General features: G+C 44.5%; 15 protein-coding genes and 1 tRNA gene. 9 read left to right on the forward strand and 7 right to left on the reverse strand.

Annotated elements, in window-relative coordinates; genetic code table 11:
- The first annotated feature begins 14 nt into the window (after window positions 1-14).
- The 3 genes from kdsA to ABD772_RS04575 all read left to right on the forward strand — a co-directional run bounded on the left by kdsA (window position 15) and on the right by ABD772_RS04575 (window position 1,931).
- Window positions 15-794, forward strand: a complete 780-nt coding sequence (gene kdsA, locus ABD772_RS04565; protein ID WP_345101261.1) for a 3-deoxy-8-phosphooctulonate synthase — start codon at window positions 15-17, stop codon at window positions 792-794.
- A 17-nt stretch (window positions 795-811) separates the two neighbouring features.
- The gene (locus ABD772_RS04570; protein ID WP_345101262.1) at window positions 812-1,741 is read left to right on the forward strand and encodes a KpsF/GutQ family sugar-phosphate isomerase; all 930 of its coding nucleotides are present in this window, start codon (window positions 812-814) and stop codon (window positions 1,739-1,741) included.
- Window positions 1,742-1,849: 108 nt separating this feature from the next.
- Window positions 1,850-1,931 (forward strand) — tRNA-Leu (locus tag ABD772_RS04575).
- A 212-nt stretch (window positions 1,932-2,143) separates the two neighbouring features.
- On the opposite strand, the gene ABD772_RS04580 is transcribed toward ABD772_RS04575, so the two are convergent.
- Window positions 2,144-2,290 carry a hypothetical protein gene (locus ABD772_RS04580; protein ID WP_345101263.1) on the reverse strand — a complete coding sequence of 49 codons (147 nt, stop codon included), beginning with the start codon at window positions 2,288-2,290 and terminating at the stop codon, window positions 2,144-2,146.
- Between the two features lie 178 nt (window positions 2,291-2,468).
- Here ABD772_RS04580 and ABD772_RS04585 point away from each other — a divergent pair, with 178 nt between their 5' ends.
- Together ABD772_RS04585 and ABD772_RS04590 are read left to right on the forward strand one after the other, a co-directional pair.
- Window positions 2,469-3,290 (forward strand): hypothetical protein, encoded by an 822-nt coding sequence (locus ABD772_RS04585; protein WP_345101264.1) that lies wholly within the window; start codon window positions 2,469-2,471, stop codon window positions 3,288-3,290.
- Window positions 3,291-3,444: 154 nt separating this feature from the next.
- Entirely contained in the window at window positions 3,445-3,612 is a 168-nt protein-coding gene (locus tag ABD772_RS04590) for a hypothetical protein (RefSeq protein WP_345101265.1), read from the forward strand.
- A gap of 35 nt (window positions 3,613-3,647) precedes the next feature.
- Here the strand turns inward: ABD772_RS04590 and ABD772_RS04595 are convergent, their stop codons facing one another.
- Both ABD772_RS04595 and ABD772_RS04600 read right to left on the reverse strand, forming a co-directional pair.
- Window positions 3,648-4,370 carry a LytR/AlgR family response regulator transcription factor gene (locus ABD772_RS04595; RefSeq protein WP_345101266.1) on the reverse strand — a complete coding sequence of 241 codons (723 nt, stop codon included), beginning with the start codon at window positions 4,368-4,370 and terminating at the stop codon, window positions 3,648-3,650.
- Window positions 4,367-5,386 carry a sensor histidine kinase gene (locus ABD772_RS04600; protein ID WP_345101267.1) on the reverse strand — a complete coding sequence of 340 codons (1,020 nt, stop codon included), beginning with the start codon at window positions 5,384-5,386 and terminating at the stop codon, window positions 4,367-4,369. Before ABD772_RS04600 ends, ABD772_RS04595 begins: the two co-directional genes overlap by 4 nt.
- A 188-nt stretch (window positions 5,387-5,574) precedes the next feature.
- On the opposite strand from ABD772_RS04600, the gene ABD772_RS04605 reads away from it, so the two are divergent.
- Together ABD772_RS04605 and ABD772_RS04610 are read left to right on the forward strand one after the other, a co-directional pair.
- A complete protein-coding gene (locus ABD772_RS04605; protein WP_345101268.1) occupies window positions 5,575-6,003 on the forward strand; it encodes a hypothetical protein in 429 nt (142 codons plus the stop codon).
- On the forward strand, window positions 6,000-8,087 hold the full coding sequence (locus ABD772_RS04610) for a TonB-dependent receptor domain-containing protein (protein ID WP_345101269.1): 2,088 nt from the start codon (window positions 6,000-6,002) through the stop codon (window positions 8,085-8,087). The genes ABD772_RS04605 and ABD772_RS04610 overlap by 4 nt, the downstream gene beginning before the upstream one ends.
- A 111-nt stretch (window positions 8,088-8,198) precedes the next feature.
- Here the strand turns inward: ABD772_RS04610 and ABD772_RS04615 are convergent, their stop codons facing one another.
- Window positions 8,199-9,284, reverse strand: a complete 1,086-nt coding sequence (locus ABD772_RS04615) for an MBL fold metallo-hydrolase (RefSeq protein WP_345101270.1) — start codon at window positions 9,282-9,284, stop codon at window positions 8,199-8,201.
- An 84-nt stretch (window positions 9,285-9,368) separates the two neighbouring features.
- Between ABD772_RS04615 and ABD772_RS04620 the strand changes: the two genes are divergently transcribed.
- The gene (locus ABD772_RS04620) at window positions 9,369-9,662 is read left to right on the forward strand and encodes a 4a-hydroxytetrahydrobiopterin dehydratase (protein WP_345101772.1); all 294 of its coding nucleotides are present in this window, start codon (window positions 9,369-9,371) and stop codon (window positions 9,660-9,662) included.
- Between the two features lie 3 nt (window positions 9,663-9,665).
- Here the strand turns inward: ABD772_RS04620 and ABD772_RS04625 are convergent, their stop codons facing one another.
- Both ABD772_RS04625 and ABD772_RS04630 read right to left on the reverse strand, forming a co-directional pair.
- Complete coding sequence (locus ABD772_RS04625; RefSeq protein ID WP_345101271.1) at window positions 9,666-11,111, reverse strand: arabinose isomerase; 1,446 nt, start codon at window positions 11,109-11,111, stop codon at window positions 9,666-9,668.
- A 13-nt stretch (window positions 11,112-11,124) separates the two neighbouring features.
- Window positions 11,125-14,085 (reverse strand): glycosyl hydrolase, encoded by a 2,961-nt coding sequence (locus tag ABD772_RS04630; protein ID WP_345101272.1) that lies wholly within the window; start codon window positions 14,083-14,085, stop codon window positions 11,125-11,127.
- A 382-nt stretch (window positions 14,086-14,467) separates the two neighbouring features.
- Between ABD772_RS04630 and ABD772_RS04635 the strand changes: the two genes are divergently transcribed.
- Window positions 14,468-15,163: an SGNH/GDSL hydrolase family protein gene (locus ABD772_RS04635; RefSeq protein ID WP_345101273.1), complete on the forward strand. Its 696-nt coding sequence runs from the start codon at window positions 14,468-14,470 to the stop codon at window positions 15,161-15,163.
- Between the two features lie 11 nt (window positions 15,164-15,174).
- Here ABD772_RS04635 and ABD772_RS04640 read toward each other — a convergent pair whose 3' ends face one another.
- Entirely contained in the window at window positions 15,175-16,398 is a 1,224-nt protein-coding gene (locus ABD772_RS04640; RefSeq protein ID WP_345101274.1) for an MFS transporter, read from the reverse strand.
- Window positions 16,399-16,400: the final 2 nt, after the last annotated feature.

A 16,400-nucleotide genomic window follows, 5' to 3' on the forward strand; every position in this document is an offset into this window, starting at 1 on the left:
CTCATCTTTGCTGCATGGCATTATTTGACAATATGCGGCAAAAGCCGTTTTTTATATTGGGTCCCTGTGTTATGGAAAACCAGGAGCTTTTGTACCAGGTAGCCGAAAAAGCAGCCGAAATAGGGCAGAAGTATCCCGTACAAGTAGTTTTCAAATCGTCGTTCGATAAAGCTAACCGTACTTCCATCCACTCTTACCGCGGGCCGGGCATTGAAAAGGGAATGGAGATGCTGCAAAAGGTAAAAGAAAAATTTAATTTGCCGGTTACTACCGATATTCATGAGCCTTATCAGGCCGCAATAGCTGCCCAGGTTGTTGATATTTTGCAGATCCCGGCATTTCTTTGCCGTCAGACCGATCTGTTAGTTGCTGCTGCAGAAACCGGCAAAATTGTGAACGTTAAAAAAGCGCAGTTTCTTTCGGGTCAGGATATGTTTTATCCGGCGCAAAAGGTGATAGAGGCGGGTAATAACCAGGTTATACTTACCGAGCGCGGTAACATGTATGGCTACAACAACCTGGCGGTCGATTTCAGGAATATTTATGACATGAAAACCTTTGGCTATCCGGTATGTATGGACTGCACGCATTCTGTGCAGCGCCCGGGCGGCGCAGGCGGCAAAACAGGCGGCGACCGTACGTTTGTACCTATGATGGCCCTGGCCGCTAAAGCATTCGGTGCCGACGGTTATTTTATGGAAACACACCCCGACCCTGATAACGCTCTGAGCGACGGCCCTAACATGGTGAAACTGCATCAATTAGAAGAAGTAATAAAACCGCTTATAGCGTAGGTTGTACATATAACAAAATGAAAGATATTGCTAAAAAGGTTTTCGCGGTCGAGATCGAGTCTTTACAACACGTTGCCGGGCTGATAGACGATACATTTACCGGCGTGGTCGATGCTATCTTGAGCAGTACAGGTAAGGTCATTGTTATCGGGGTAGGTAAATCGGGGTTGATCGGTAAAAAAATAGCTGCAACTTTATCAAGCACGGGCACGCCTTCTTTGTTTCTGCATCCCGGCGATGCTTTTCATGGCGACCTCGGCATCATTGGCAATGACGATACAATTATTCTGATATCTTACTCGGGAGAAACTGATGAAGTTTTAAAGATAATTCCATTTTTAAAACATCACAAAAATCTGATAATCAGCTTTACAGGCAACCCTGGCTCAACTGTTGCTTTAAATAGTGACCATCATCTGAATATCAATATTACACGTGAGGCTTGTCCCTTAGCTTTGGCGCCAACATCGTCAACCACAGCGGCGTTGGTAATGGGCGATGCTCTTGCTATTGCGCTAATGGAGTCGCGGAACTTCCAGGAAGAGGATTTTGCGCGTTTTCATCCGGGTGGTAGTTTGGGCCGCAAGCTGCTTACCCGTGTAAAAGACCTGATGCGAACCGATAATCTACCATTCATTCGCAAAGACGCTTCATTTACTGATGTGCTGCTTAGTATGTCCGAAGGTAAATTAGGGATGGTTATGGTTGGTGATCAAAATTATATCGATGGGATTATTACAGATGGCGATCTGCGCCGCGCCTTGCTTAAGAATCAGGACCTTTCGAAGGTATCAGTTGCTGATATGATGACGACCACCCCGGTTATTGTAAATGCTGAAGAATTTATCAGCCAGGTGGAACCTTTAATGATGGAAAAGAAAATCACCAATGTGCTGGTGGGCGAGGGGCGCAAGGTCACGGGGGTATATCAAATATACAATCTATAATCATCCACTAAAATATAACCGCTAACAATTAGGCGATTATGAAAAAGTTTTAATAACATTTTATATTCTGTTAAATTGGGTTATCTTTGCAGCTCTAAAAATCCTAATGCGGAAGTGGCGTAATTGGTAGCCGCACCAGACTTAGGATCTGGCGCTTCACGGCGTGGGGGTTCGAGTCCCTTCTTCCGCACGACATGGGAATGGTTTGAACACCATTCCCATTTTTTGTTTTATATTGATTATCAATAATTTAATTTTCTTTGAATTAACGAAGGTTGCAAAGTAACGTCCATTTTTACGATGATTACATGGGATTTAGAACACCTCTAAATCTTGTCTTAAAGAGCTTAAATTGCATTTTTGTGATCCTCTTTCCGGTCAAATAGCACGAGATTAGAACACCTAAACTTTCTTGATAGCACTTTCGTAATCGCCTTCATCGGTTTCTTTAATAATAATTTCCGCAATGAGTTCGGCGATTAAATTTAATAGCTCTAATTCGTCGGTAGAAAATTCTGGGTTATTCGTTTTATTATACTTTCTTATCATAATTTATAGAGTTTGTAAATTAACTGCCGACTTGGTAATATTCAAGTAGTTACTATAAACAGTCTCTTTCCAATTGTCACTTAGCTCAGTAATTATTGGATATGTTAATTACTTTTACTAATAAAGAGATTTCAAATTAAAAGAAGATACATAACTATTCACTTTCACAATAATTAATATGGGAACCTTTGCTGGTTTTGTTCCACAAGATTCAGACGAGCGAAAAATTATAGAGAAGATCACCTCTTTCAAGGATAAGGATAAATATTCTCATGATCTTATTCACTTCTATAATCTATTATTTGATCCGGTACGTATTGATGGTGTGGAACAATATGAAGGTTTTTATCTGGCTACAAATGTGCTACGGAAAGAAGTCGGTTTGACAAGGGAAGGACGTCCCGGTGACTATGACATTATGTTTATTCCATACAGCGGCGACCATTTGTTTTATGACCGTACAGCGGTGTATGAAGTGAAGATTGTAAGGCCCAATTTCAAACATCCAAACAAGAGCTTAAATTCATTGGGTGAAACTCAGGTATATGGCCTACTTAAAGATGGGTTTCCTTTAGTAGGTTTATTACACATAGTGATAGCCGATCCGCTACTCCCAGGTCAAATGAGCACTATACGTGTAAGCAAGGTGCCTGCTGGCGATGGACTGAAACCCAATGATCCACCACTACCACCTTTGGAAGAACTTTTTGAAGAAGAGCCATTGGATTGGTTGCCATGGTACAGTGTGGACAAACAAATGGCCAGATTAATTAGTGCTGGTTTTCCTAAATATGTCGGCTTAGATGCTTTCTCTATCTCAAAGAACTCTGATGGAACTCATAGTGTTATGACCTCGCAAGAATGGAGAGGATATCGCTCAGGTTATTTTAATCCTAATAAAAGTAAAGAGTTAATAGAATGTTTAAAGAAACATTTTAAACAATACGGGGAATCACGGTATCCTGGATCTTTTGAAAGAAGGGTTGAAGAGAAGTTATAAAGAGCGCTTGGAGATGGCTACCCGGCTATATAAAACTCAACAAACCATGAAAAAAGCCACTATCGTTCATCAACCTTTTATCACCAAGTAGTTTGTGGACGTTTTAACCGAATTTCAGTTAAATAATAATATGCGCTAAGAGATATTAATTGAAATGAAAGGACTCGAAAGCCATACTTTCGGTGAATGTTTAAAAATGGCTTTAGTCGCCGATATAGAGAATGTAAGCACCCCCTTTCTACATATCAATCAATTAATTGAAAATAAAAAAAAGGTAAATCGGCCTAAAGATCAGATTGACGTGTCAGCACACGTAAGTTGAGGGACTTGTAGCTAATAATTGATACCACATTATGCTTATTGAAGGGGCTTCAGATGCTTTTCAATCTCATCTCGAAAATTGCGGCCAATGGGCACCTGCTGCCCATTCAGTAAAATGCTGTTGTGCTCCAAATGACGGACATGTTGCAGGTTCACGATAAATGATTTATGTACCCTAAAGAAACGGGCGGGTGGAAATATGTCGAGCATCGCCTTTATCGAGCCTTTGAGCAATATCTTTTTTTCCGGCGTATGGACAATAGCATAGTCTTTCAGTCCCTGTATATGAGTCACATCGCTAAAATGCAGCTTAATGCGCTGTACACCACTTTTTACAAAAATAAAATCGTTGCTGTTTTCGGCTGTATCTTCCAACTGGCTGTGTTTCTCAAGCGCCAGGAGTTCGCGGGCCTTTGCCACAGCCTGCTCAAAGCGGTCAAAAGCAATCGGTTTCAATAAAAAATCGATCACGCCCAGTTCATAACCATCAAAAGCGTAATTGCGATAGGCCGTGGTGAAAATGGTTAGTGGCGGGTCAGGTAGGCATTTCAAGAATTCGATGCCATTCATTTCGGGCATTTCAATATCAAGGAGCAAAATGTCAGGCGCCAAGGTTTTCAAACCACTTAAAGCTTTCGTCGCATTAGGGAAAAGCTGCACCTGTCCAATACGGGGCATTCTTTTTAAATACCCCTCCAGTACTTCACGAGCCAGCGGCTCATCGTCTACGATGACGATTTTTAACAGCGCTTCCATCATAATTCGATTCTTAAGGTGGCTTTATAGGTCGTTACCTGATCCTGCAACTGTAAGTCATGCCTGCCCTGATAGAGCAATTCCAGTCGCTTGCGCAAATTATTCAGTCCGATACCACCTTTGTATTGCGAACTAACAAGTGCGGGTTTCGTGTTTTCCACCTGCGCCATTAGCGTGTCACCATGTAAGCTGATCGAAATATGGAGTGCACTATCCGCGGTCTGTTTACTTAGCCCGTGTTTAAAGGCATTCTCTACCAGCGGAAGTAAGAGCAAGGGCGCGATCTTTTGCCCGGGGCCTACCTGCCCGGTATTAAAAGTAATCACTGCACTGGCGCCAAACCTCAACCGTTCCAGCTCGACGTAATTGTTGAGGTATTCCAGTTCTTTTGTCAGCGGTACTTTTTCATCATTGCTGTCGTACAGCATATATTCCATCATCGATGAGAGCTTGAGTACTACATCGGGTGCCAGTTCTGATTTTTTGAGAGTAAGCGCATACAGGTTATTCAGAATATTGAACAAGAAATGCGGGTTAACCTGTGCACGTAGAAAATCCACTTCCGCATGAAGCTTTTCCACAGTGATGCGCTGAATGAGCAATTGCTGGCCGTACCAGTCCAAACTCAGTTTCAGTGCCAGCATCAGAGCGAGGTACCATAAGGTACTGAAAAAATTATAGGAGACAGATTCCCACATATTACTGTTATAGAGCGGGCCGACGATATAACCGTATAAATAATAGTCGTAGAGGCTTTGGATGACCAGGTAAGTGAGTACCGAGAATAAAATAGCGCTAACATACGCGCCATATCTTTTTTTGGCTAGATACTTTGGCAGGAAAATGTGCAGGTTTAAGTAGGCTATGATGATAAGCAGCCCCACCCGAACACCAACGCAGGCAAAAAAATAAGGCAGGTTAGCCTTATAAAGGAGGTACTTTTTCTCATATAAAAAGAAGCCGGTAACCAGTATCCAGTAAGCGCCGTAAATCGCGGTTTTTTTGTCAAAAAGCTTCATCTCATTGCTCAATTGTTTAAAGGAAACCAAAATTGCCGCGCCGGCCAAAAAATATCGACAAACGACTTAAATAATAGAGGAAGATAAACATAAAAAAACGAATGTCTATTAGATCGGTCGTTGCTCTACTATTTTTCGCGGGGATTATTTGATCGGGTAACTTGTGGTTAAATCAAAAAAAAGATCATATGAAAAAGCTATTGTTATGCGCATGTTTTGCCCTTGTACTGGGCAATTTAAGTTTTACCGGCAAGTTTGGTTTAGACAACTATGAGATCTATCTGAATAATAAACTGATGCTGAAGCAGCAGGTGAACCAGCCGCTGAATTTACGGGTGCTGGCTTTGGATAAGGCTAAAGAGGGCGACCAGCTTCGGTTTGTGTACCGGCACTGCCAACTGGATAATAGCCCCGGTACCGGCAGAAGCATCGTTTTAAAGGATGACGAAGGAAACAGCCTGCAAAAATGGGATTTTAAAGATGCCGGTCAAATGACTATTGCGGTGAAAGACCTTTTGCAGGCCGAAAAGAAGGCTGCGGGCCATCAGGTTAGCTTGATATACCTGTCGCATGAACTTGATCGGGGAGAAATGCTGGCTTTGGTGCATTTTAAATGAAGTATTTCATTTTCGTTTTGCTTTGCCTGGGCCCATTATCAGGTGGGGCGCAAAAATTGGATAGTCTAAACGCCGACTCTTCAAAAAAAGAGTCGGCTATCCGGCTGAACACCGTAATCATACGTGGGCAACGGCCCCTGATTGAACGCCGGGTAGATGGCATTGTGTTTAATGCGGAAAGTTTACTGCCCGCCGCCGGCGCCGATGCCTCAGATATTTTACGAAAGATACCGATGCTAAGCGTAGACGGTAACAATAACTTGATGGTTCGCGGCAGCGCTAAGGTCAAGGTACTGATCGATGGTAAACCCTCGGAGATTTATGCGCCGTCCGTAGCGGATGCTTTACGGGCTATCAGGGCTGAGCAGATCGCCAAAGTTGAAGTAATTACAGATCCGTCTGCCAAGTACGATGCCCAGGAGACCGATGCGGTTATCAATATCATCACTAAAAAACTCAAACAAAACATTACTAACGCCAACATCGGCGGGGTGCTCGGCAACCGCGGTGAAAATATCATGGGCGATATTCACCATCAACAAGGTGTGTGGCAAGTACATGGTGATGGTTTTATACAGGGTTACAGGAACCGTAACGGGACGGTTTTATTGCGAAACACAGCAGCCTCGTCCTTGCGTCAGAAAGCCGAAACCCGTCAGACCGGTCGCTATATTTTCGGCGGCATTAACCTTATTTGCCGTTTAGATTCTTTAAATAACTTAAATGCGGGTTTTCGTGTGGGCCAATATACAAGTGTGGTTAACAGCGTTTCTGATACCTATGATACGGTATTTTTGTTCCAGCGGCTGATGAAAACACCGGTTCAAGGTTCGGGTCAGACATATAATGTAGGTTTTGACGGCCAGAGCAATAACAAAAAAAATGAGTATTCACTATTGGGTATGTATGCCGATCAACAAACCAATACCAACTATGCGCTACAGCAAAATGCACCCGATAAAAGCCCTTACCAGGAAACTTTTGCCGGTACTGTAGTTACGAAAGACCTTACTTTGCAGGCAGATTATGCACACGCATTCAGCAACGACGGCAAATGGGAATCCGGTGCTAAACTGAGCAGCAAAAACGTGCATGATATTAATCTTTATGCACCGGATGCAGGCCGGTCTGCTACCTTTAATTATAATAACACAATTTTTGCAGCGTATACCAACCTGAGTAATCATTTAGGTAGTTGGGGTTGGAGCACGGGTTTGCGTTATGAAAAGACCACCTTGAACGCAATTTTCAGGGACGCGATGGGTGGGGAACGGTCTTTTAATAATTGGGTGCCCTATGCCCTGGTACAGCTGACCTTGAGTGACAACACCAGCCTGAAGCTGAGTTATACGCAAAAGATAGTTCGGCCGTTTGTTTCTTATCTTGACCCGACAGTAAACACAAGCGACTCACTAACCCTACAGCATGGCAACCCGGATTTAAGCCCAGAGATCACACGGCGTTACCAGTTCAGTTATTCAGTCAACGATCCGAAGTTTTTCAGGGATTTGACTTTGTTTTTTAATGACAACCGGAATACTATAGAAAATATCCGCAATCCGCTGGCTAATGGACGCTTAGAAAGTACGTGGAAAAATGTGGGTATCAACCAACGTCTTGGCTTGTCAGCAACATTCAACTGGAAACCGGGGCCGGCATTCCTGTTGGGCGGCACACTTACGGGGCAATACGTTCATTTAGCCAGCAAAGCTATGGACCTAACCCATAATGGCTTTATGCAGTTATTGACCATGAATGCCAGTTATAAAATGCCCCGAGGCTATAGTCTGAATTTTTACGGCTACTTTAATGCGAATGATTTGAGCTTGCAAGGTTACCGGCAAGGCTGGAAATTCTATAATATGACGCTCAATAAAAAGTTCAGAAATGAGCGGCTGATGTTGAGCTTGCGTGCCGAAGCATTTTTAACACGCTATACGTATAATGCAGAGATCATAGCCACATCAGGCTATGCGCAGCGGCAAACAACCCGTTATCAGAATCAGAATTTACGATTAAGCGTTACTTACAAGATCGGCAAAAGTGAGATCAAGGCGCCGGCGACACGGTCAGTGGATCAATGATCGCCGAGGCTTTACCTTCAATGTGGGCGCTAAATACAAACTTTAGCAAACCGCAATAAAGCGCAAATAATTCCTTGATCAAAAAGCCGTGCTAAAACTAAATTAACTTAATTATTTAAAATCCCACCAAACTGTTTTATCGGGAGGATCACCTAAAGTATAAGGCTCCCCAATGCGCGGGACATTTACCTGAACACCCAGTTTTTCAGCAGCTGGCAGAAGTTTTTCTATAGGTTCGTTCCAGGGATGATCGGCTTCCTCAAACTTGGCCCAGTGAATAGGCTGTAGCAAACGCGCCCGCAGATCGACAGCAGCCTGGGCGGCTTGTCCAAGCCACAGGTGTGTCCATGGCCAATTCGGACTGTATTGTCCGCATTCCAGTAGCGCCAGATCAAATGGCCCGTATTGTTGGCCTATTTGTTTAAAGTGTGGCCCATAGCCGCTATCGCCACTGTAAAACAGGCGGTAGTTGTCTGCCTGTATAACGTAAGATGCCCAAAGCGTTTTATTTTCTTTGCTATAAGTGCGGTTACTGCGGTGCTGCGCTGGCGTAGCAGTAATTTGAAGACCGCCGGGCAGCGTAGCACATTGGTTCCAATCCAGTTCGATGACCTTTTTAGGATCAAATCCCCAGTATATCAGATCTGAACCTACACCCATTGGCACAATTGCCATTTTAATATGGTCTTTCAATTTTTTCAGGGTGCGATAATCCAGGTGATCATAATGGTCATGAGAAATGATGAGCACGTCAATTGGCGGCATATCCTTCGCGTGGTAATTCGTGGTGCCGGGAAATGCCGTAACTAATCCGGGCACTGGCCCCGCATGGTTGCTAAAAACAGGATCGACAAGTATATTACCCTGCCCGGTTTTGATCAGTAACGATGAATGACCGAACCAAACTATGGTTGGTGCGGGGGCAGCCAGTGTGATTAAATCAGTTTTAACCCATGGAAGCGCCTGAGAGGGCCTGATGGTTGCGGGGCGGCTACGCATAAAAAGCCACCGCTTCACTGTTGAGTCAGAACTTTCAGCTAAATTTACGAAAGCGCCATTTTTGTAATTTGGTAAAGCCTCTAACCGGGAAAGCTCTTCGCCCTCCGGGTCTTTACCCATTGATCTTACTATACCACAGCCATCTATTACTGTCACCAACAGCGCGGTCAGCGCAATCCCCACAAATCTATATTTCATATTGATAAACCAATTAACGCATAATTTCGCCGATTATTTCATCAATCCAAAAACCAGGCAACTCTAATATCCTTCCAAGAGCAGATCACAAGCAATTACAAACACTTACCCTCTTGCTTTGTATATTATTTAAATCCGACTGACATGTGGAGCGAAACAGATAACAAACTATACCGGGCCTTTACTTTTAGCGACTTTAAAGAAGCTTTTGCCTTTATGACACGCGTGGCCGATATCGCCAGCAGGTTGAACCATCACCCGACCTGGACAAATACTTATAATAAAGTAGAGATATGGCTTAGTACCCACGATGCGGGAGATATTATCACGATTAAAGATCGCGAATTAGCCAAAGCGATAGACACCGTAGCTAAATAATAATTAGCACACCTTCACACTTTCAAGGCCAAGTAAATTCCCGAGTTTAATAATTTTTGAGGCAATGTGCCCTTTGCCGATAGCGCAATGGTGTGCCGGGCCGTATGAATTCCAGTTTTCTACAAAATTGCGTGCACCTATAGCGAATTTATAGCGGCTGTTGGTATTGCCTATCTCCAGTGTAGGGCCAGGTACCGATTCAGCCTCGGCTATAAGGAGTATGATCTTGCCACCGGCAGTTTCAACTACCGACAGCAGCGTTACCGGCCCGTGTTGTACCGACATCTCCACCGACAAGCCTTTGCCCACCTTGCCATGATATACCTGTAGCGGTTTAACCGTTATTTTGCCTTCGGCGATGGCCGGGTGACAGGGGCCGTCATGACCCATCAGTACCACATCATCGTTAAAGTCCATGGCATAGTATTCGGTAAATGAACCGCCTGCACCAAAGCTATCCATGATCTTCATGGCCTGTACGTTCTTGATCTCATACTCGCCGGCAACCGGGATATGGTTACCCGTGAGCAGCGAAGTGCCTAATATTACCGAACTCATTGTATCCTCGTTAACTGCGTTGCCGCTCCCCTTATGATAATAGGCCAACGAGCCCAGATCATATTTGTCGACCAATTTATCCAGGGCAACAGCGGTGCGCGCTGCTCGTGTAACCTCTTCGGCAGAGCAATCGGCTTGTACATCAAACCAGGAATGTATGGTGCTTATCTTATTGTTAATCTCTCCTTGACTGATATTTTTCCGCAATCCGGATAATTCATCTACCTCAATTATTTCAATATGCCCGCCAAAAGTTGCGCATTGCAGGGTTAGGTTGGAGTAGATGTCCAGCATGCCGCCATAGTAATTACCCATTACGCCCAACGTGTTATTATACATGGTATTAGCCACTTTAGCTGCCGCAACCCATTCTTCAACCTCTTGCCAAACATGAGGATCATCATTTAGCGTACCGGTAATCTGGTAAAAAGGAATACCCGAGCGTTTAAACACATTGGCAATCTCCGGCACCGGACAGGCCGAACAATATGCCAGCCATTCACCGGTCATTTGGGTGCGATTATCCAGGTTATTAAAGCTGGCATAATCGATAGCGGCCCCGGGTGCCAGGTTCAAAACCACTACCGGAACCTTCGCCTTTTTAACCACCGGCAATACCGTCGACGATAGGGCATAAGTGGTTACGTATAAAAATATCAGCTCAACATCTTCACGCTTAAAAATTTTGCCTGCCTCAAATGCTTTTTGCGCGTTGTCTATGAGGCCTGGGTTTACAATCTCGACATCAAACGCCGACAATTTATTACTTACTACATCTACATATCCGCGCAGACGTTGCTCGAGTCCTTCAAATTGTTCCCAATAGGTATCCAGACCGATCCCAAAAAGACCGATTTTAACTTTTTGTACACTGTTTTTTGACGTTGACATAGGTTAATAGTTATTAACGACTTACCTCGATAGTAACCGGACCTAATAATCCGGACTTAATAAGCGGTGAATTCTTTTTATATGGATTATAAGTGGTGTAAGTGTAATGCTTGCCGGTTTTTTGCTCATCGCCAATTAAACGGTTAGGCCAGCGGTTTACAACCTCTATTTCCAGCCTGTTCCCTTTTTTTAACGCCGACGGTATATCGACAGACCACGGCGCGGTCCACAGTATACCCAAATCCTTGCCGTTTAGTTTTACGCGGGCCAGGTCATGTACCTCGCCTAAATTGAGAGTTAGTTTATCGCCTTTATGCAGCCCGGCAGGCAAAGCAAATACTTTGGTGTAAGTGGCGGTGCCCGAATAGTATTTTATGCCTTCGTTAGTGTTTTGTGTCCAATCGGTTAATTCATGGAATACTATACTTTCCGGGCCGCCCCATTTTGGGTCAAATGAGACATCCCACGGCCCACTTAGTGTGACTGCCTTAGTCTTTTCATCGAAGTTTTTGGCAGATGTATTAGCGGTAACCGGATGATTAGCAAACACTACAAAAAAGCTCTGATAGGCCGCCAGCTGCAATGGAATAGTGGTGCAGGTACCCGATCTTTTAAATCGAGGCAGCGCGACGATCTTGCCTGTCACCGCATTCCAAAGCTCAGGTGCGCCTTTTAGGCTTCTGAAGGATGTGCTGGCGTTAACGGTCCGATTAGTTTTGTTAGACACAAAATAGACATCCCAATTGGCCGTGGCACGATGCGTATAGCGGATAGCTGTATCTGATTGAAAATCTTCAGCAACGCCCATTTGCTTCAAAATCGCTGCGGTTACTTCATATTTTGGATAAAGGTTATCTATTGGAGTCTGGATATCGCCGCCCCAGATCAGTTTACCTTTGCCGTAGCCATGAGTTTGGGTGATGTTTTCATCCGCTTGTCGGTTATTGCCCCATATTGTATTCACTAAGAGGCTAATCTGTGCATCGCAGGCCGGATAATTGCTTAATCCCGGCGATTTGAGCGGCGGTGCACCAATTGCTACAGCACCGGCTTTAACCAGTTGCCCGATCTTAGCCAGTAGTGCAGGTGTCATTGTTTTTGACGAAGGCAGCACCAAAATGCGGTAGCTTGCGCCACCGGGAAAAGTTACTTTACCATTCTTCACACTGGCTTTAAATAACAACCCGGGCGAGCAGCCGTCAAAATTATAACCCCTGCGATCAGGGATAGTATCATTGCCCTGCAAAGCCGAAAACGGCGGCCTGAATACATGCGGCGATCCTTCAGGATTGAGATACAGTATGTCTGCAACAGTGTTGCCCTGTTGCAGCAGGTAACTGCAACGGGTTATGTATTGGTGGTAGGCACCCACCATTGGCCACCAGGTTTGATTTCGGTCCCAATGCACACCATAAGGGCCCATAGTGGCGCCAGGACGCAATGAATCAGGCAGGAACTGATTCTCGAACGTGTGGTACACAAATTGGTTTATGCCCGCAGCAAATGCCCAGTCGCCCTGATTTTTCATAGAGCCAGGATATTGTTTCCAACTTTCGTTGTTTTGAGCCGTAAATGATTCTGCCGGGGTAAGCGAGCGTCCGTTAATGTGTGCAATTGAGGTAGCCTCAATGGTACTGAACGATGAATTAAAGCCATAGCCCTTGCTCCAGAACTCGCTCATAGGCACATCAGCAACCGCACCCAGTTCCAGGTCGGCGGTGGGGTTCATATCGTAGGGTTCGATAGATAAGCTCATGCCGTTTTCATGCGCGTATTTTTTAACTGCTTGTGCATGGTATTCCAATACCAACTCCTGCGAAGTTTGGCGTAGGTCCCACAAAAAACGTTCGCTTATTTCTTCGTTGCCGACAATCTGACCGGCGTAAACAGGGTAGAAGGGTAATGGGTCATAGCCACGGCGCTTAATAAACTCGGCGCGGAAATTCTGCGTCCAGTTTTGCGAGCCCATTTCCCAGCTATCCATATGCAGGCGCTTTAGTCCGCCTTCCGATTTAGCATTGGCGCCTCCTGTTTTGCGCAGCAATTTGCCAATGTAATTATTCAGGTGCGCATGCAGTGCAACCGTATCAAATTTATCCGACTCAAAACCTAAACCGGGCACAGGGGCAGGGCGGGTAATAGCCCCGTTATTACGGCGGCCAAAACGCATAATCGTCCAGTTGCCGGCAGGTGGTGTCCAGTCCAGGGCGCCATCAGCTTTCAGGTATTTAGTTACATCGATGATCTGCTTTTTATCGATGGCTGCCTGGTTGTCAGTCGCCGGATATTCGGCCTGCGACGGGAGATATTGTTTTACATGTGGTGCTGACGAATACGGTGCGCGGTAATAAAGCGCTTTTTCGTCGATATCAGCAATCTTTTTGCTTTCGGCCGGTGTTGGGTAAGCTAACACAGCAACATCCTCGTAAAATGTGTTCCACTCGTTTTTTAGTTCGGGTGTAAATGCGCCGTCACCGAAATAAGGCGGCTTGGGTCGGGGGACAGGTAATACAATTTTACCTGATTGCCCGCCTTTTACATTAATTGAACTTGAAACCAGGTGTTGCATGGATTGGGCAGGTTTAACCCAGGGGCCGCCGCTGCCCGTCCAGCCCGGGCCGATTCCTAAGGTGATCGCGATACCCAAACGCTCACTCTCGCGTACGGCGTGTTTAAAAAGCTCTTGCCATTCATCACTCAAAAAATCAACTTTACCCCGTGGTATGCCCACATTTACTTCAAGGAAAATAAGGTTGCCAATGCCCGCTTTTTTCATCGATTCCAGATCTTTGGTTATTGATTCCCTATTCATGTTTCCATCCATAAAATACCAGTAGACGCCCGGTTTGGCCGACGCCGGCGGATTAATGAATCCGGCCTTTAAAGCAGTTACAGCAGGGTTGGTGATGTTTTGACCATGAGCTACAACCGTTGCAATGCTGAGTAGTGCACTAAGGATAACGAATTTTTTCATACACGATAAACAGGCCTTTACAGCCTTGTTGATAATTGGCTGTGGCTAATATAGCTAAATAATAAAATGACCGGCAACACTTACTGTCTGCTGTAAATTAATAGATATAAGGCGCTATTAAGAGTAAATTACCCGCACTTATGACCCAGGTATCAGGAAGGTGTACATTTGCTGAGTTTTTTGACTCCCGGTTGGACTGTGAAAGGGGAGATGACCTATTTATTGCGTCATGCCGGATTTATTTCCGCATCCTACGTGCAAGGTAAACAAGCGATAAATAATATGTTCCGGCACTTCCAATTGCTTGGCGTGTAGGATGCCTAAATAATTCGGCATGACGGTGAAAGTGTATTCAGATATAGAAAATAGTTATCTTTAGCGGTTGAGAAAGTTAATTGCCTTTGTATTGTTGGTCATAGTTGCATCAGGATGTAACAAAGGCAGGCTACGTCCTGTGCCGATACCATATTACTTTAAAAATGTTCTTTTTTTGGGTAACAGCCTTACATTCGCTCCTCCGGGGCATACGCATGTGTGGGATGGCTACTGGGGCATGGCAGCTACCGTTCAGGATAGCGACTATGTCCATATACTAACCCGGAAGTTTGTTGCACTGAATCCTGGTTGCGTTACCGCAGTTCAAAATACTTCAGAGTTTGAAATACATACATCTGTGTACGATTTCGACACAGAACTCAAAAGTTATCGTGACAACAAACCCGACCTGATCATTATACAGATGGGCGAAGAAGTAGCCGCCGGTTTCGACCGGGCTTATTTTAACCAGCGATACGCCGAATTGTTAGCTTATTTAAGAACCGGTAACCCAAAAGTAGAAATATTTGCTTTTGGCTCGTTTTGGACAGGCCGATCAGCCGTTGACTCTATTATGAGACATTACACGCCCTTTATATCGCTTAGTAATTTGGGGCGCGACAGGAGTAATTATGCCTGGGGGACTTTTCCGGACAGCACGGTGCAAGCGCATCCCGGTAATAAAGGAATGAAAGCTATAAGTACTATGATGTGGCGAGGTATCGATTCCTTAAGACAAACTTTAGATGCCAGAGATAAGTAGGTAGTATTTAGTTAGTTATCTAATAGAGGTGACTTTCTGTTCAGCCTGTATAATACCAGCATCACAATCATTGAAAGTAAGATAAATACCAGGTAGCTGCAACTCAAATTGTACTCGTCTTTGGCAGGAATAGCTGCCACCACAATATAAGTCAGCAAAGACAGAATCACATAAACCATCCCCCCGGTTAAACCTCCAGACATAGCAGCATTTTTTGGGAAACGTGCAAGGCAATAGGTAAAGTAGTTGTTGTAAGTAAAACCGGCACCCACGTGTATTAAAAAAGCGAAGAATATCATTGCATAGATATTGCTGACAAAGCGTATGCTAAATATCATTATTATTACTAATATTAGCTGTAATAAGCTATTAACGAATAATTTATGAAAGAATGGTTTGTTGATCAGCGCCTTGCCGATAAAGCCGCCAACCATCCAGGCAAATCCTAAGATCAACGAGCTGTAACCGGCTACAACAGGTGTAAATTTAAAGTGATGCTCGACAATAAAAGGCCCCGTCATGTTATACATGATCACCATTGAATAAGCAAAACACAGCATCAGAATGCCCAGGCTGAAGGTGGTGGTCCTGATCATTTCGGCATACAGCCCCGCAATCTTTTTCAAATGAAACCGGGTTCGGTGTTTGATGGTTTCGCCACTGTAAATAACCTCGAGCACCGCTATAACTAACGCTATAGCTGCCAGAAAGTAAAAGTTTGATTGCCAGCCTAATGTGCTTTGAAAATATCCACCCAAAAATGGCGCAACAATAGGCCCTGCCGACCATATAATTGTAAACATGCTCAGGTAATGTTTGAGTTGCTCGCCCTCATAAACATCAACAAAGTAAGCGCGTTTAGCCACAACGATCATGGCGACGGTTATGCCATGAATAATGCGCATGGCGTAGATGAGGTAAATATTCCGCGTAACAGCGATTACCAGGCAGGCCAGAATAAACACCACCAGCGCACCCAAGCTAAACTTATAACGGCCGTACGAATCCAGAACGCTTCCCAGAAACAATTGCGAAGTACCATAGCTGATCAGGAACAATGTCAGCGTTAATTGCACCTGTATGCTGCTGATATGCATATCGGCACCCATACTGGGCAGCGAGGGTATATAAATATCAGTAGCAAAACCCGAAAGCGGTAGTAAAGCGAAGGCTAATACCGTGGAGATGCGTTGATTTTTGGGTTGTGATGTTGTTGTGACAGATGTTATAAGCATTG

Source organism: Mucilaginibacter panaciglaebae (assembly GCF_039539265.1).
Lineage (GTDB): Bacteria > Bacteroidota > Bacteroidia > Sphingobacteriales > Sphingobacteriaceae > Mucilaginibacter > Mucilaginibacter panaciglaebae.

Excerpts from the sequence above, each read along its gene's own strand:
- ABD772_RS04610 (WP_345101269.1), top strand. The coding sequence starts at position 6,000 with ATGAAGTATTTCATTTTCGTTTTGCTTTGCCTGGGCCCATTATCAGGT.
- ABD772_RS04585 (WP_345101264.1), top strand. The coding sequence starts at position 2,469 with ATGGGAACCTTTGCTGGTTTTGTTCCACAAGATTCAGACGAGCGAAAA.
- ABD772_RS04615 (WP_345101270.1), bottom strand. The coding sequence starts at position 9,284 with ATGAAATATAGATTTGTGGGGATTGCGCTGACCGCGCTGTTGGTGACA.
- ABD772_RS04605 (WP_345101268.1), top strand. The coding sequence starts at position 5,575 with ATGAAAAAGCTATTGTTATGCGCATGTTTTGCCCTTGTACTGGGCAAT.
- kdsA (WP_345101261.1), top strand. The coding sequence starts at position 15 with ATGGCATTATTTGACAATATGCGGCAAAAGCCGTTTTTTATATTGGGT.
- ABD772_RS04625 (WP_345101271.1), bottom strand. The coding sequence starts at position 11,111 with ATGTCAACGTCAAAAAACAGTGTACAAAAAGTTAAAATCGGTCTTTTT.
- ABD772_RS04630 (WP_345101272.1), bottom strand. The coding sequence starts at position 14,085 with ATGAAAAAATTCGTTATCCTTAGTGCACTACTCAGCATTGCAACGGTT.
- ABD772_RS04595 (WP_345101266.1), bottom strand. The coding sequence starts at position 4,370 with ATGATGGAAGCGCTGTTAAAAATCGTCATCGTAGACGATGAGCCGCTG.
- ABD772_RS04640 (WP_345101274.1), bottom strand. The coding sequence starts at position 16,398 with ATGCTTATAACATCTGTCACAACAACATCACAACCCAAAAATCAACGC.
- ABD772_RS04580 (WP_345101263.1), bottom strand. The coding sequence starts at position 2,290 with ATGATAAGAAAGTATAATAAAACGAATAACCCAGAATTTTCTACCGAC.
- ABD772_RS04600 (WP_345101267.1), bottom strand. The coding sequence starts at position 5,386 with ATGAAGCTTTTTGACAAAAAAACCGCGATTTACGGCGCTTACTGGATA.
- ABD772_RS04570 (WP_345101262.1), top strand. The coding sequence starts at position 812 with ATGAAAGATATTGCTAAAAAGGTTTTCGCGGTCGAGATCGAGTCTTTA.
- ABD772_RS04590 (WP_345101265.1), top strand. The coding sequence starts at position 3,445 with ATGAAAGGACTCGAAAGCCATACTTTCGGTGAATGTTTAAAAATGGCT.